General features: G+C 61.6%; 10 protein-coding genes. 5 read left to right on the top strand and 5 right to left on the bottom strand.

Translation table 11 applies throughout. The features are described 5' to 3' along the window. Window positions 1-15 precede the first annotated feature (15 nt). Both RHE_RS21005 and purH read left to right on the top strand, forming a co-directional pair. A complete protein-coding gene (locus RHE_RS21005; RefSeq protein WP_042119131.1) occupies window positions 16-1,686 on the top strand; it encodes a heparinase II/III family protein in 1,671 nt (556 codons plus the stop codon). 205 nt (window positions 1,687-1,891) lie between these two features. Beyond that, window positions 1,892-3,508, top strand: a complete 1,617-nt coding sequence (gene purH / locus RHE_RS21000) for a bifunctional phosphoribosylaminoimidazolecarboxamide formyltransferase/IMP cyclohydrolase (protein WP_011427288.1) — start codon at window positions 1,892-1,894, stop codon at window positions 3,506-3,508. A gap of 12 nt (window positions 3,509-3,520) precedes the next feature. Here purH and RHE_RS20995 read toward each other — a convergent pair whose 3' ends face one another. The 3 genes from RHE_RS20995 to RHE_RS20985 all read right to left on the bottom strand — a co-directional run bounded on the left by RHE_RS20995 (window position 3,521) and on the right by RHE_RS20985 (window position 9,971). Then, window positions 3,521-4,909, bottom strand: a complete 1,389-nt coding sequence (locus tag RHE_RS20995; RefSeq protein ID WP_011427287.1) for an MFS transporter — start codon at window positions 4,907-4,909, stop codon at window positions 3,521-3,523. 23 nt (window positions 4,910-4,932) lie between these two features. Further along, window positions 4,933-9,708: an NAD-glutamate dehydrogenase gene (locus tag RHE_RS20990; protein ID WP_011427286.1), complete on the bottom strand. Its 4,776-nt coding sequence runs from the start codon at window positions 9,706-9,708 to the stop codon at window positions 4,933-4,935. A 77-nt stretch (window positions 9,709-9,785) separates the two neighbouring features. Beyond that, the gene (locus tag RHE_RS20985) at window positions 9,786-9,971 is read right to left on the bottom strand and encodes a hypothetical protein (RefSeq protein WP_063503091.1); all 186 of its coding nucleotides are present in this window, start codon (window positions 9,969-9,971) and stop codon (window positions 9,786-9,788) included. 15 nt (window positions 9,972-9,986) lie between these two features. Between RHE_RS20985 and pdxY the strand changes: the two genes are divergently transcribed. The 3 genes from pdxY (at window position 9,987) to RHE_RS20970 (ending at window position 13,284) form a co-directional block, all read left to right on the top strand. Then, window positions 9,987-10,862, top strand: a complete 876-nt coding sequence (gene pdxY / locus RHE_RS20980; protein WP_020922623.1) for a pyridoxal kinase PdxY — start codon at window positions 9,987-9,989, stop codon at window positions 10,860-10,862. A gap of 70 nt (window positions 10,863-10,932) precedes the next feature. Further along, complete coding sequence (locus RHE_RS20975; protein WP_011427284.1) at window positions 10,933-11,574, top strand: carbonic anhydrase; 642 nt, start codon at window positions 10,933-10,935, stop codon at window positions 11,572-11,574. Window positions 11,575-11,664: 90 nt separating this feature from the next. Beyond that, on the top strand, window positions 11,665-13,284 hold the full coding sequence (locus tag RHE_RS20970) for a GGDEF domain-containing protein (RefSeq protein ID WP_011427283.1): 1,620 nt from the start codon (window positions 11,665-11,667) through the stop codon (window positions 13,282-13,284). Between the two features lie 54 nt (window positions 13,285-13,338). Here RHE_RS20970 and RHE_RS20965 read toward each other — a convergent pair whose 3' ends face one another. Both RHE_RS20965 and RHE_RS20960 read right to left on the bottom strand, forming a co-directional pair. Beyond that, on the bottom strand, window positions 13,339-14,163 hold the full coding sequence (locus RHE_RS20965) for a lytic murein transglycosylase (protein WP_011427282.1): 825 nt from the start codon (window positions 14,161-14,163) through the stop codon (window positions 13,339-13,341). Window positions 14,164-14,333: 170 nt separating this feature from the next. Further along, window positions 14,334-15,368: an aspartate-semialdehyde dehydrogenase gene (locus tag RHE_RS20960; RefSeq protein ID WP_011427281.1), complete on the bottom strand. Its 1,035-nt coding sequence runs from the start codon at window positions 15,366-15,368 to the stop codon at window positions 14,334-14,336. Between the last annotated feature and the right edge of the window lie 53 nt (window positions 15,369-15,421).

Genomic DNA, 15,421 nt, shown 5'->3' with positions numbered 1-15,421 from the left:
AATAGACAATAGAATATGCAGTCCGGTCGGCGTTTTGCGAGCATGTATGTTCGGGAAGCTTGGCGGCGCGCCTTGCGCCGCGTCGCATTGCTGCGCCTGAAGCTCATTCGCCATTCGATCAAACCGCCCGAGCGTCTGATCGTCGCCCCCACCGATCTTCGCGGCATCGATCCGCATGTGGCCGACGAAATTCTCAATGGACGTTTCCTCCTCGCCGGGCGCATGCTGGAAACCAACGGCAAATCGCCCTTCACCTTCACCCTGCCCTCGCGGCCTTTTGCGAGCCGCTTGCACAGCTTCGGCTGGCTGCGGCACATGCGGGCGCACAAGACGGAACGCAGCGCGGCTGCTGCTCGCGCCATCGTCGACAGCTGGCTTTCCATCCATGCCGGCCGTATGGAAGGAATTGCCTGGGAGACCGACGTCACTGCCCAACGCGTCATCGCCTGGCTGTCGCATTCGCCTGTTGTGCTGCAGAACGCCGATCGTGGCTTCTATCGCCGGTTCATGAAGTCGCTGGCTTTCCAGGTCAGGTTCCTGCATCGCATGGCGCCCTATACGCTCGGTGGCCTGGAGTTGTTCCGGCTGCGCATCGCGCTCGCCATGGCTTCCGTCGCCATGCCGGCCCGCGCATCCACACTTCGAAGAGCGGCGCAGGCGCTCGACCGTCAATTCGATAGCCAGATTCTCCCGGATGGCGGCCACATCTCGCGCAATCCGCGCATCGGTCTGGAACTGCTGCTCGACCTGCTGCCATTGCGGCAGACTTACGTCAATCTTGGCCATGATCTGCCGCAGAAGCTGATCTCCGGCATCGACCGCATGTATCCGGCTTTGCGGTTCTTCCGGCATCAGGACGGGGACCTGGCGCTTTTCAACGGCGCAACCTCCACGCTCGCCAATGAGCTGATGTCGGTGCTCAGATATGACGAGACCGCCGGCCAGCCATTCAAAGCTTTGCCGCAGTCACGTTATCAGAGGCTTTCCGGGGGCAAGACTGTTATCATCGCCGACACCGGCACGCCGCCCTCGGGCGCATTGCGGACCGCGCATGCCGGCAGCCTTTCCTTTGAGATGTCGTCTGGCCGCCATCGCTTCATCGTCAATTCCGGATCGCCGAAATTTGCCGGACACCGTTATGTGCAGATGGCGCGCACGACAGCGGCGCATTCGACCGTGATCCTCAACGACACCTCATCCAGCCGTTTTTCACACTCGCCTTTCCTCGATCACGCGATCACCGAGCCGGTGAAAACCGTCAGCGTCGAACGTGTCGAAACGGACGATGGGCGCGACAGCATCAAGCTCAGCCATGACGGTTATCTCAGGCCGTTCGGCGTGCTGCACGAGCGTGAGCTGACGCTCAATGCCGCAGGTTCGATGGTGACAGGCCACGACCGGCTCATCCGGCGTGAAGGGTACGGAACTGACGAGCCTCCGAAGGCTGTCGCCCGTTTTCATATTCATCCATCCATTGTTCTGCAGCAGAGCGATGGAGAATCCGTGCTGCTGACGGCGCCGGACGGCGAAAGCTGGCTGTTCTCCGCGCCCGGCAACGAAGTGCTGATTTCCGAGGACATCTTCTTTGCCGATAGCTCCGGCATTTGCGGCTCGGACCAGATCGAGATCGATTTCGATCTGGCCGAGAAGACGGAGATCCGCTGGTTTCTCTCCCGTAAAGCCTAGACGGGATTTGCCGGCTCGCCAAATTCCAATCCGGGACTAAATCGAAAGACAGAGCATCAGCGCTGTTTGCGTGGTGTCAAAGCTGTGCTAACGCGGCGACAGCAAGATAACGTCCCTAAGGCAGGATCTCGTCCGAAAAAGCCGCTCACACTTTTCGGCCTCATGCTCTAGCGGATATCTCCCGAAGCCCGAACGGAGAAGGTTCATGGCAGTCATTTCCAAAAAGATCCCCGCCCCGGACAAGGTCGAAATCAAGACCGCGCTCCTCTCCGTTTTCGACAAGACCGGCATCGTCGAGCTCGCCCAGGCATTGTCCGAAAGAGGCGTGCGTCTGCTGTCGACCGGAGGTACCTATAAGGCGATCGCTGCCGCCGGCCTCGCCGTCACCGATGTCTCCGACATCACCGGTTTTCCAGAGATCATGGATGGCCGCGTCAAGACGTTGCACCCGACCGTGCATGGCGGCCTGCTGGCGATCCGCGACGACAACGAGCACCAGGAAGCGATGAAGAAGCACGGCATAGAGGGCATCGATCTGGCCGTCATCAATCTCTATCCCTTCGAAGAGGTGCGCGCGGCCGGCGGCGATTATCCAACGACCGTCGAGAATATCGATATTGGCGGTCCGGCGATGATCCGGGCATCGGCCAAGAACCACGCCTATGTGACAATTCTGACCGATCCCAACGATTATGCCGAGTTCAAGGAGCAGCTTTCGGCCGATGCCGGCAAGACGGCCTATGCCTTCCGCCAGCGCATGGCCGCCAAGGCCTATGCTCGAACCGCGGCCTATGACGCTGCGATTTCCAACTGGTTTGCCGAAGCGCTGTCGATCGACACGCCGCGCCACCGCGTCATCGGCGGCGTGCTGAAGGAAGAGATGCGCTACGGCGAAAACCCGCACCAGAGGGCCGCCTTCTATGTCACGGGCGAGAAACGCCCGGGTGTTTCGACGGCTGTGCTTCTGCAGGGCAAGCAGCTCTCCTATAACAATATCAACGACACTGACGCCGCCTACGAGCTCGTCGCCGAGTTCCTGCCGGAAAGGGCGCCGGCCTGCGCCATTATCAAGCACGCCAATCCGTGCGGCGTCGCCACCGGTTCGAGCCTGATCGAAGCCTATCAGCGGGCGCTTGCCTGCGATTCCGTTTCCGCCTTCGGCGGCATCATCGCGCTCAACCAGATCTTGGACGCCGAAACGGCCGAAGAGATTGTCAAGCTTTTCACCGAGGTGATCATCGCCCCGGATGTCACCGAAGAGGCAAAGGCAATCGTTGCGCGCAAGCCGAACCTCCGGCTCCTCTCGGCCGGCGGCCTGCCCGATCCACGCGTTGCAGGGCTGACGGCGAAAACCGTTTCCGGCGGCCTGCTTGTCCAGAGCCGCGACAACGGTATGGTCGAGGATCTGGAACTGAAGGTCGTCACCAGACGTGCGCCGACGGGCCAAGAGCTCGAGGATATGAAGTTTGCCTTCAAGGTCGGAAAACATGTGAAATCAAACGCCGTGGTCTACGCCAAGGACGGCCAGACGGCCGGGATCGGCGCCGGCCAGATGAGCCGGGTCGATTCTGCGCGCATCGCCGCGCTGAAGGCCGAAGAAGCCGCCAAGGCGCTCGGACTCGCGGTTCCGATGACCAAGGGTTCGGCGGTTGCCTCCGAAGCCTTCCTGCCCTTTGCCGACGGTCTCCTGTCGATGATTGCCGCAGGCGCGACGGCAGTCATCCAGCCGGGCGGCTCGATGCGCGATCAGGAGGTTATCGATGCCGCCAATGAACACGGCATCGCGATGGTCTTCACCGGCATGCGTCACTTCCGGCACTAGAAGAGGATGATTTTAGCCGCGGTCGGCCGGATAGGGCGTGCGGATCAAGAGCACCAGCCCGCCGGCGAGGAACAGGATCAGCGTCGCCATGCCGAACCGCGGTGAGCCGCTCAGGTAGGTCACCAGCGAGAAAAGCAGCGTCGCCATGAAGCTCGTGGCGCGCCCGGAAAGCGCGTAGATGCCGAAATAGCGGCCGGCTTCCTCGAGGCTGACGCTGCGGGCGAGATAGGAGCGCGACGAGGCCTGCACCGGCCCGAAGGCGAGACCGATCAGCAGGCCATAGAGGATATAGGCCTTTTCCGCGGCGGTGCCGAAGAGGTCACCGGAATCGACGGTCGGCAGCGCCATGAGGCCAAACAGGGTATAACCCGGCCCGGTCGAGATGATGCCGATGGTGGCGAGAAGCAGCAGGGTAAGGCTGATGACCACGGTCACCTTCGAACCGACGCCCTTGTCGATCCGGCCGGCGATCAGGCAGCCGAAGATCGCGACGACGGTCAGGATGATGCCGTAGAGGCCGATCTCGATCGTCGCCCAGCCGAACATGCCGGCGGCGAAGACGCCGCCGAGAATCAGCAGGCCGTTGACGCCGTCCTGATAGATCATGCGGGCGACGAGGAATTTCAGAACTCCGCGCCGCTCCTTGAGTTCGCCGAGGGTGTTTCTCAGTTCCCGCAGGCCGGCGCGGATGGCAGTGCCGAAGGGCAGGCCTCTGCCGACATCGGGCGTGAAAAAGAACATCGGCAGGATGAAAATCAGGTACCAGACGGCCGAGATCGGTCCGGTGATGCGCGCATCCTGGCCGTTCTTGGGATCAAGGCCGAAAAGCGGATCGAGGCCGAGAATGGTCTTGCCGCTTTCCGGGCTTGCCGCCAGAAGCGTGACGACAGCAATCAGCACGATCATGCCGCCGAGGTAACCAAGCCCCCAGGCGGTATTGGAGAGCTTGCCGACTTCGTGCTTGGCGACCAGCCGCGGCATCATCGAATCGTTGAAGACGATAGAAAACTCGGCTGAAACCGAGGCGAGGATCATGAAGATCACGGGATAGAGGACAGGCGATCCGGGGGCTGCAAACCACAAGCCGAAAAGACTTGCGATCTTGATTATGGCGAAGAAGCCGATCCAGGGTTTGCGTGCGCCGGACTGGTCGGCGATCGAGCCGAGCACCGGTGAGAGCAGGGCGATGATCACCGAGGAGATCGTCGCCATGTTGCTCCACGTCGTCTGCGCCGACACCGGGTCATCGGTCAGGCGCGAGACGAAATAGGGGCCGAAGATGAAGGTGGTGACCACCGTGAAGAAGGGCTGCGCCGCCCAGTCGAAGAACATCCACCCCCAGATGCCCTTCTCCGTGGCCTTTGGCGGCTGCGTCCCTGTCCAGTCAATGCGATTCAACATCCGCTCCTTTTTGGCGGACTGTCTCACCTCGCCCGGTCTCGCGCAAGATCGGTCAGGATGCCTGCGGCAACGGTAATGCGCGCAAGATTGGGATCGCCGCTGTCGCTGAGGCTCGAAAGTTCCTCGACGATGCGGTTGATGCGGACGCGATCCTGCGCATGCCAGGCCTGGACGGGCAGCTTCTCCTTGCCGTGATCGGAAAGCGCCGAGATGACGATGTCGCGCCGGGCGCTGGCGATCTGGTCGATGCTGCGGGCGAGCGCCAGATTTTCGTAGTGGTCGGAGGTGAGGATTCGGCCGCCTGCCGCCAGCAGCCGGGCGATCCGGAAGGTCTTCGACACCGCAAAATAATTTTCGGCCGCACGCACCAGCGGCTCGCCGGTGCGCTCGGCGATCTGCATGATCTCCGGCACCAGCGCGAAGCTCTGGAGGTTGGCGATCTCGGCAGCGAGCTTTTCGGGCACGCCCGCCTGCACGTACTCCGCCTGGCGTGCGGCGGCATCGGCGGCTGCCTGTTCTGCGAAAGCAGGCCGCAACTTCTTGAGAGCGACCTGCAGCCGGCTAATCACCTCGGCCATGTCCTCCTTGGTCATGGCGGTCTTCAACAGCAGGCGCGTGAGCACGACAAAGCTGTGGCTGATTTCCTCGTAGATGCTGTTCTGCACCCCGCCCGATATCTTGCCGTCGAGCGCATCCGTCTCTGCCCAGAGTCGGGTGAGGTCGAAACCGTCACGCGCAACGATCGCGGCGCGCACCACTTCCGGCGCCGAAGCCGCCGTTGCATCCATCATCGCGACGATGAAGCTCGGCCCGCCGCGGTTGATCGCTTCGTTGGCAAGCACGGTCGCGATGATTTCACGCCGCAGGCGGTGGCGGGCGATATCGCCTGCGTTCGACTTCTGCATCTTGACCGGGAAATAATTAGACAGCGTCGAGGCAAAATAGGGGTCGTCGGGCAGATCGCTTGCGGCGAGCGCGTCGAAGAGCACGATCTTGGCATAGGACACCAGCACGCCGATTTCCGGCCGCGTCAGCGGCTTGCCCGCCGTATAGCGTTCAGCAAGGGTCTGGTCGTCAGGCAAAGTCTCGACCTTGCGGTTCAGCTGACCGGCGGCTTCGAGCACGCTCATGAAGCGGCCGAGCTCCAGTCCATTTGCCGTGCCCTTGCGCTCCGTCAGCGAGATCGCCAGCGACTGGAGATAATTGTTGCGCAGCACGAGAGCCGCCACTTCAGCAGTCATCGACGAAAGAAGCTGATCGCGTTTTGCCCGCGTCAGCCGCCCGTCATGCATGGCGGCCGCCAGCGCGATCTTGATGTTGACCTCGACGTCCGAGGTGTTGACGCCGGCCGAGTTGTCGATGGCGTCGGAATTGCAGCGCCCGCCCCTGAGGCCATAGGCAATGCGGCCCTTCTGCGTGACGCCGAGGTTGGCGCCCTCGCCGATCACCCTGGCGCCCACCTCCGCCGCCGTGATGCGGATCGGGTCATTGGCGCGGTCGCCGACTTCGGTATCGGTTTCGGACGCCGCTTTGACATAGGTGCCGATGCCACCGAACCAGAGCAGATCGACCGGGCTCTTCAGGATCGCCGTCATGATCTCGAAGGGTGTGGCCACGGCTTTGTCGATGCCGATCGCGCTCACCGCTTCCGGCGTCAGCGTCACCGATTTCGCCGAGCGCGAAATGATCATCGCGCCCTTCGAAAGGACGTTCTTATCGAAGTCCTGCCAGCTCGAGCGCGGCAGATTGAAAAGGCGCTGCCGCTCGGCCAGCGTCTTATCCATGTCAGGATCGGGATCGATAATGATGTCGCGGTGATCGAAGGCGGCAACGAGCCGGATCTTCGGGGAGAGCAGCATGCCGTTGCCGAAGACGTCGCCCGACATGTCGCCGACGCCGGCGACGGTAAAGGGTGTCGTCTGGATGTCGATGTCCATCTCGCGGAAATGGCGTTTTACGGTTTCCCAGGCGCCGCGGGCGGTGATGCCCATCTTCTTGTGATCGTAACCGGCCGAGCCACCGGAGGCGAAGGCGTCGTCCAGCCAGAAGCCGGCCTCCTGCGCCAGAGCATTGGCGGTGTCGGAGAAGGTCGCGGTGCCCTTGTCGGCGGCGACGACGAAATAGGGATCGTCGCCATCGAGCCTGATCGTATCCGCCGGCGGCACGACCTCGGCGCCGGAGATGTTGTCGGTGATCGACAGCAGCGTGCGAATATAGGTCTTGTAAGCCTCGCGGCCGGCATTGAAGATCTCGTCGCGGTTGCCGCCCACCGGCAGCTTTTTCGGGTAGAAGCCGCCTTTGGCGCCGACCGGCACGATGACCGCGTTCTTCACCTGCTGTGCTTTGACCAGGCCGAGTACCTCGGTGCGGTAATCCTCGGCGCGGTCCGACCAGCGCAGGCCGCCGCGCGCCACCTTGCCGAAGCGCAGGTGCACGCCTTCGACTTCGACACCGTAGACGAACATCTCGCGGAAGGGTTTCGGTTGCGGCAGCCCGTCGACCAGGTGCGGATCGAGCTTGAACGCCAGCATGGCTTTCGGCGACCCATCGGGGTTCTTCTGGAAATAGTTGGTGCGCAGCGTCGCGTCGACGATGTTGACGTAGCGGCGCAGGATGCGGTCGTCGTCCAGGCTCGGCACGTCGGCAAGCTCGGCCTCGATCGCCTGGTGCAGGTCGGCGATCTTCTTGACTCGGGCCTTGTCGGAAAGCTTTGGATCGAGCGTGTCGTGGAACAGCCGGAAGATCGCTGCGGCCACACCAGGATATTTGTCGAGCGTCGTTGCGATATAGTCCTGCGAATAGGCGATGCCGGCCTGGCGAAGATAACGGGCATAGGCGCGCAGCACATTCGTCTCACGGGCCGAGAGCCCCGCCGAAAGGATCAGCCGGTTGAAGCTGTCATTGTCGATCGTGCCGGCGAAGGCGGCGACGAAGGCTTCCTCGAGCGCAGCGCCATAACGGTGCAGGTCGACGTCGTGGCCGTTGCGGGTCTCGAGCTCCATGTCGTGCAGCACGACGAGTTTGGTTTCGCCGTCGGCGACCGGCACTCCGATATCGAAGGTGCGTTCGCTGACGACATTGAAGCCGAGGTTCTCGAGGAGCGGCACGCGGCGCGACAGCGCCAACTGACCGCCGGCGTGGAAGATCTTCAGCGAGAGGATGCGGCCATGGTCTTCCTGACGATGATAGAACTGGATGCGGAGCGGCTCGCCGGCGGCGCAGGCGCCGATATCGGCGAGATCAGCGACGGTTTCTTCCGGGGTGAAGGAATCCTGGAAGGCCTGATCGACCGATATTTTCGGCGCCTTGGGCCCGGCCAGCGCTTCGAAACGGTCGTCCCAGCGGGCGGTGATTTCGCGGATCGTCTGCTCGAGCTTGGCTTGCGGAATGCGCGGCGTCTTGCCGCCGGAGCGGCCGATGATGAAATGCACGCGGGCGACGCCGCCTTCGGGGAAAGCCGGATAATAAGCGGAGACACGGCCGTCATAGACCGTCTTCAAGTAGGTGCCGATCCGCTCGCGAACGATCGAGTCATATTCCTCACGCGGCACATAGACGATGACCGAGACGAAGCGGTCGAAATGGTCGATGCGCGGCAGGACGCGCACGCGCGGCCGATCGGCGAGATCGTTGATCTGCTCGGCAAAGCTCGCAAGCAGCGTCGTGTCGATCTGGAAAAGGTCATCGCGCGGGTAGGATTCCAGCGTGTTGTCGAGCATGCGGCCGGAATGGCTCATCGGGTCGTAGCCGAAATGCTCCTTCACCTTTTCGATCTTCGACCGCAGCAGCGGGATTTCGGAGGCAGGCGAGGTATAGGCCGTCGAGGTGAAAAGACCGACGATGCGCAGCTCGCCGGTGACGTTGCCCTCGGCATCGAAACGTTTGACGCCGACATAATCCATATAGGCGCGGCGATGGACGATCGATTTTACATTCGCCTTGGTGACGATCAAAAACTCGGGACCCTCGAGGAAGGCGAGGATCTCCGGCGTCGTGGTCACGGCGTCCTTGCCGGTGCGCAGCACGAGAACGTCTGGGTTGGAGAGAATGCCGAGGCCGGCGCCCTTGTCCCGCTCAACCTTGGCGTCGGCGCCCTTGCCGGAATAGACATATTCGCGCATGCCGAGGAAGGTGAAATTCTCGTCGCGCAGCCAGGTCAGGAAGGCCACCGCCTCGGCATGTTCGGCCTTCCTGCGGCCGGCGCCGTTAGCCGAAAGCTCGGTAATCACCCCGTCGAGCTTGGCAAGCATCGGCTTCCAGTCCGAGACCGATAGGCGGACCTGTTCGAGCACGGTCTGGACGCGCTTGACGAGATCGGCAGCCTGGGTGGAGTTCAACGGGGCAATGTGGAGCTGGATATGGCTGACGCGGGCGGCGGGATCGCTCGGGTGGTCGGCGGAATAGAGCGCGGGGGCTTTGCCCTTTTCCATGACGAGGATGGGGTGCACGGCCATGAACAGATCGCGATAGGTGCTCGTCACTTCACCCATGACCGACTCATAAAGGAAAGGCATGTTCTGGTCAGTCACCGACAGCACCGAAACGGCGGTGCCGCCAGGCGTCACCTCGGCAATTGTGTCGATGCTGACGCGGGGCGCCTTGCCGTTCCATGCGGCAAGTTCCTTTGCCGAATGCACGGCAGAGCGCGCCAGCATGTCGGGCGTATAGAGTTCCAGATCGTCATTGCTCGCCCGGCCGAAGAGAATTTCCGGATCGAGATGCGCCTCGTTCATCGCCTTGGCGATCTTGCGCGCAGTTTCGATCTGCTTCTCCCGTTTCGGATTGTTTCTGGCAGCCATGAATCGCCTCCCCGCAATGGACTGATTTTTCGCAAGCTAGCAGAAGATTTCTCGAAAAAATCCCTAAAAGAGAGGCCTCAGGCATTGTTTTGATGCTTTTTTGCCAACGGAAATGGGAAATTGTCAGAGATTTTTTCGTTTTTGAGGCCAAAACGCATTGGCGAGGCCTCTCTTCCGGCTTTGCTTTCGCGGCACATTTCCATGCTCACGTGAAGAATGGTTGACAGCCCCGCGTCAAAAAGATCATCAAACGCCATCATCATTCGGACCACGGTTTCATGTCGGAAAATTCAGCGGGCGCAGTCATCGTTATTTCCAGCCATGTCGTACGTGGCTCGGTTGGCAATCGGGCGGCGGTGTTTGCGCTGGAGACACTCGGCCATCCGGTTTGGGCGCTGCCGACCATCGTCCTGCCCTGGCATCCCGGCCATGGCCGTTCGACGCGGCTGACATTTGCCGAAGCGGATTTCGACGCGGCGATCGACGACCTGATCCGCGCGCCCTGGATCGGCGAAGTCAGGGCGGTGCTTTCGGGCTATTTCGGCAATGCCGCCCAGGCGCGCTCGGTCGCCCGGCTGATCGCTGCGCTCCGGCAAAACAATCCCGAACTGCTTTATGTCTGCGATCCGGTCATGGGCGATCTCGGCGGCCTCTACGTGCCGGAAGCCACAGCCGAGGCCATTCGTGATCATCTCATTCCGCTGGCCTCGCTCGCAACGCCGAACCGGTACGAGCTCGCCTGGCTGTCGGGAGCAGCGCTTGATGACAACAGCGCAATCATGGAGGCAGCGCTGGCGCTCGGGCCGTCGCGTATGCTCGTCACCTCGGCGGTGCCCATGATGGCCGGCGGTACCGGCAATCTCTTCCTTTCCGGCCGCCACGCGCTTCTTGCCGAGCATCGCGTCGTCGACAATCCGCCGAATGGTCTCGGTGACCTGCTGGCCGCCGTTTTCCTGTCGCGCCTGCTGTCCGGGCTCGATGATGAAAAGGCGTTGCAGCTTGCCACCGCCAGCGTGTTCGAAGTGCTTGCGCGTGCGGTCAAGCGCGGCAGCAACGAGTTGATGCTGGCAAGCGACGCGTCCAGCCTGTCGACGCCGATGGCCATGGTGCAGATGCGCCGGCTCGTACACCCGGCGCAGCGGCGGAAAAAATGATGCATTTGTCACATGCGCATTTTGCGGTGCAGCAGTTGATCTTGTCTTCCGCCCGCGCTAATCCAGAGGCATGCAGCGTTTTCCAAACACCCTTCTGGACGGTTACCGCAACTTTATGAACGGGCGTTATGCCGATGCCCGCGACCGGTATCGGCAACTCGCCGAAAACGGCCAGAGCCCGAGCACGTTGGTGATTGCCTGTTCGGATTCACGTGCGGCTCCCGAGCTGATTTTCGATGCCGGTCCGGGCGAGCTTTTCGTTATCCGCAATGTCGCCAATATGGTGCCGCCCTACGAGCCGGACGGTCATTTCCATTCGACATCGGCCGCTCTTGAATTTGCCGTGCAGGCGCTGAAGGTCTCGGATATCGTGGTAATGGGCCATGGCCGCTGCGGCGGCATTCGGGCCGCACTCGACCCGAATGCCGAGCCGTTATCGCCCGGCGATTTCATCGGCCGGTGGATGTCGCTGGTCAAACCCGCAGCCGAGCAGATCCAGAGCAATGACGTGATGACGGAGGCCGAGCGGCAGACGGCGTTGGAGCGTGTCTCTATACGCAATTCGCTCAACAATCTCAGAACCTTCCCGGAAATAAAGGCGCTCGAGGACGCAGGAAAAATGCACCTTCATGGCGCCTGGTTCGATATCTCGACCGGCGAGCTCTGGGTCATGGACGCCGAAACACGCGATTTCATCCGTCCCGAAATCTAGGAGCGTACCGGTTTATCACTTTTTTAAGGATTGCTGCTAAGCTTCTAATCGGCTGCACATGGCCGTCATTTGACCACGTGGCGATTGGCGATGAAGTTTGAAACCATCAAAAAGGTTATCCTGGCCGCCATCCTGCTGCCCTTCGTCTTCATGCTCATTGAAGGCGTCTTCGTCCTTCGAACTTCGATCCTGCAATACAGAGAGCTCGAGAAGGACCGGCAGTTCGCCGACGTACTTGCGCGTGGCGGGTCGATCGCGGCCACGGAAATCCTGAGCGAAATCGATGCCACTCGCCGCTATCTCGCGCATCCCAGCAGCGGGACTGCTGTCGACATGCAGCATAGCCGGCTGACGCTGGATCGCGAACGCCGCGCTTTCTATGCCAGCTTGCCGCCTCACGATACGCTCGATCAAGGGCTTGCAGGTGAATTGTCGGCCCTCAGCCTTGCCTATAGCCGCATCGTCGCCGCGCGAAGCGCCGTCGACCAGGGCCGCTATTCCGGCAGCAATCCCGGTTCCATCTACTGGTATGCGGCTCTCAAGCAGCTTGCGGTCGTCGACGCACTTTCACCGCTGATCAGCGACCCGGTGCTGCTTGAAAAATCCAACCAGCTGATGGGCATCCTGCTGACCTACTACGGCGAAAGATTGATTACCGGAATCGGCACTCGTTACCTCGATCAAGATGTTTCTGCCAGATTTCCGATCGAATTGTTCATTCAAGGCAAGACCATGCTTGGTGCCGGCATGGATCACATGGTCTTCCATTCGACCGCGCCGATCGTGCGCGACATTGTTGCCTATCTCGGTCGCGGCGACCAACTGAAGGCGAATGCGATCACCGACGCCATTCTCGCCGGGTCGCGGCCGTCGCGCCCAATGGGCGACGCCTGGGCGGCCGCACAGCGCGAACGCATGGCTTTCCTTCAGCAAAAGATGGTCGAGGCTGCGAGCGATATTCACGAGACCGGCGAACAGTTTTCCACGCTCTCGCATATACACCTGACACAGATTCTGGCGCTGTGCGCGGGCCTGTTGATTCTCGCCACGCTGGTAATGATGCTGGCGGCAAGAGGACTCCGGCTGATCGACAAGCTCGCTCGGGACCGGGAGACGCTGGTGGGTGAGTTGCGCAACGCTGCTCAAACCGATCTTCTGACGGGGCTCTACAACAGGCGCGGCTTCGACGTCGCTGCCTCGGCGCTCCTTACGCAGGCCGAGCACGGCTCGCACTGGATTTCCGTCGTCCTCTTCGATCTCGATCATTTCAAGAAGATCAACGATATCCACGGCCACGATGCCGGCGATGCCGTGCTGCGGCACGTCGCCGGCGTTGCGCGCCAGAATTTTCGTTCCTTCGATCTCTTGGTGCGGCATGGGGGCGAGGAGTTCCTGGCGCTTTTGCCGGATTCGACGCCCGGCAACGCCGCCATCGTCGCCGAGCGCGTGCGACAGGCGATCGAGGCGGCGGAAATCCCGCTTGCGAGCGGCGATCTCCTCAAGGTCACCGCGAGCTTCGGATGCGCCGGCCGGGCAAACGACGCCGCCAACCGGAACTTCGAGGATCTGGTCAAACGCGCCGATCTGGCGCTCTACGCCGCCAAGGCTTCCGGCCGCAATTGCGTCGTGTCGGGGCCGGTGGTGCCGGCTCCGCCGCAGGAGGAGCGACGCAAGACGGTATCGGGCGGCGGTTTTGATTCCCGCATATGAAAAACGCCGCATTCGCAGCGGCGTTTCCAGCTCGGTATCGTTGTCAATGAAGGCTTATCTGCCGCCGTCGATCTGCTGGCCGATATAGGCGATCGCCTGCTGATAGACGCTGGCGGCGTTCCACCCCTGGATCGCAGTGAAATTTGGCTCTCCCGGCTGATAGCCGGCGCCGGCACGCCAGCCGTGGCCCTTGAGGAAATTTGCGGTCGAGGCCAGCGCATCGGCGCGGGAGCCGACCATGTCGACCCGGCCGTCGCCATCGCCGTCGGCGCCGAAGCGCACGACGTTGCGCGGCAAAAACTGCGTCTGGCCGATTTCACCATGGGCGGCACCCTTGGCCTGCGGGCTCAGATAACCCTCGGAGACCAGCTGGAGCGCAGCATAGAGCTGATCGGTGAAATAGTCCGAACGACGGCAGTCATAGGCAAGGGTCGACACAGCCGAGAGCGTATGCTGGTTGCCCATATAGCTGCCGAAACCGGTTTCCATACCCCAGATTGCGATCAGCGGACCCGCGGGAACGCCGAAGCGGCGTTCGATCGAGGCAAAAAGGGCCTGGTTGGCTGCTTTCATCGACCGGCCGCGGGAAATGACGGCGGCACCGCCGCGCTTCTGCATGAAGGCGTCGAAGGAGAGCTTGAAGCTTTTCTGGCCGCGGTCGGCGGCGATTGTCGGCTTGTTGTAGTTGACGTTGGCGAAGGCGCGGCTGAGCACCGACTGGCTGACTCCATTGGCCGCTGCCGTCTGCTTGAAATCGGCGACCCAAGCGTCGAAGCCGGCGCTGGTATTGCCACATTGCGGTCCTTGCGCGAACGCCGGTACCGCTTGGAGGACGCCCATTGCCGCAGCGGCCGCCAGAAACAACTTTGTCATGCGCATTGAGAAACCCCGCTCTCGATCTGCATAGTTTTTAAGCGGGCAAGAGAATGCCAGCCACTCGCGATTTTGTCACGATCATCGTTTAGCGAGCGCTTATACAGTCGTATTTGCCCCGGAAAAAGCCCCGCTCCACGAGCAGGGCTTTAACATCTTACGGTTTACAAATGGTATCAGGCTGCCTGCTTGCGCGGCTTGACCAGGCCGCGATTGACGAGCAGCTCGGCGATCTGGATGGCGTTCAGCGCCGCGCCCTTGCGGAGGTTATCGGAAACAACCCACATATTGAGGCCGTTTTCGACCGTCGCGTCCTCGCGGATGCGCGAGATATAGGTCGCATCTTCGCCGGCGGATTCATAAGGCGTGATGTAACCGCCGTTCTCGCGCTTGTCGATGACGAGGCAGCCCGGGGCATCGCGCAGGATAGCGCGGGCCTGGTCGGCGGTGATCTCGTTCTCGAATTCGATGTTGACCGATTCCGAATGACCGATGAAGACGGGCACACGCACCGCCGTGCAGGTAACCTTGATCTTCGGGTCGAGCATCTTCTTCGTCTCGGCCAGCACCTTCCATTCTTCCTTGGTGTAGCCGTCTTCCATGAAGCTATCGATGTGCGGGATGACGTTGAAGGCGATGCGCTTGGTGAACTTCTTGTTCTCGATCGGATCGGCGACGAAGACCGCGCGCGTCTGGTTGAACAGCTCATCCATGCCGTCCTTGCCGGCGCCGGAGACCGACTGATAGGTGGAGACGACGACGCGCTTGATCTTGGCGAAGTCGTGCAGCGGCTTCAGCGCCACCACCAGCTGCGCGGTCGAGCAGTTCGGATTGGCAATGATGTTGCGCTTGGTGAACTGTGTGACGGCATCCGGGTTCACTTCCGGCACGATCAGCGGCACGTCGGCGTCATAGCGCCAGGCCGAGGAATTGTCGATGACGACGCAGCCCTGCTGGCCGATCTTGGGCGAGAACTTCTTGGAGACCTCGCCGCCGGCCGACATCAGGCAGATATCGGTATCGGAGAAATCGTAATTCTCCAGATTGGAAACCTTCAGCGTCCGGTCGCCGTAGGACACTTCGGTGCCCTGCGAACGTGCCGAGGCGAGCGCCACGACCTCATCGGCGGGGAAGCCGCGTTCGGAGAGGATGTTGAGCATCTCCCGGCCGACATTTCCGGTCGCTCCCGCAACTGCTACTTTAAAACCCATTTCTCAAGCTCTCTTTCTCTTCTCTCCTCTTGTCCGGTGAGGGGAAAGGCGCG

Origin of the sequence: Rhizobium etli CFN 42, from assembly GCF_000092045.1 — a bacterium.
In the GTDB taxonomy this organism is placed as follows: Bacteria; Pseudomonadota; Alphaproteobacteria; order Rhizobiales; family Rhizobiaceae; genus Rhizobium; species Rhizobium etli.
The sequence above is the reverse complement of the archived record's forward strand: the minus strand, read 5'-3'. Positions and strand labels throughout refer to the sequence as shown.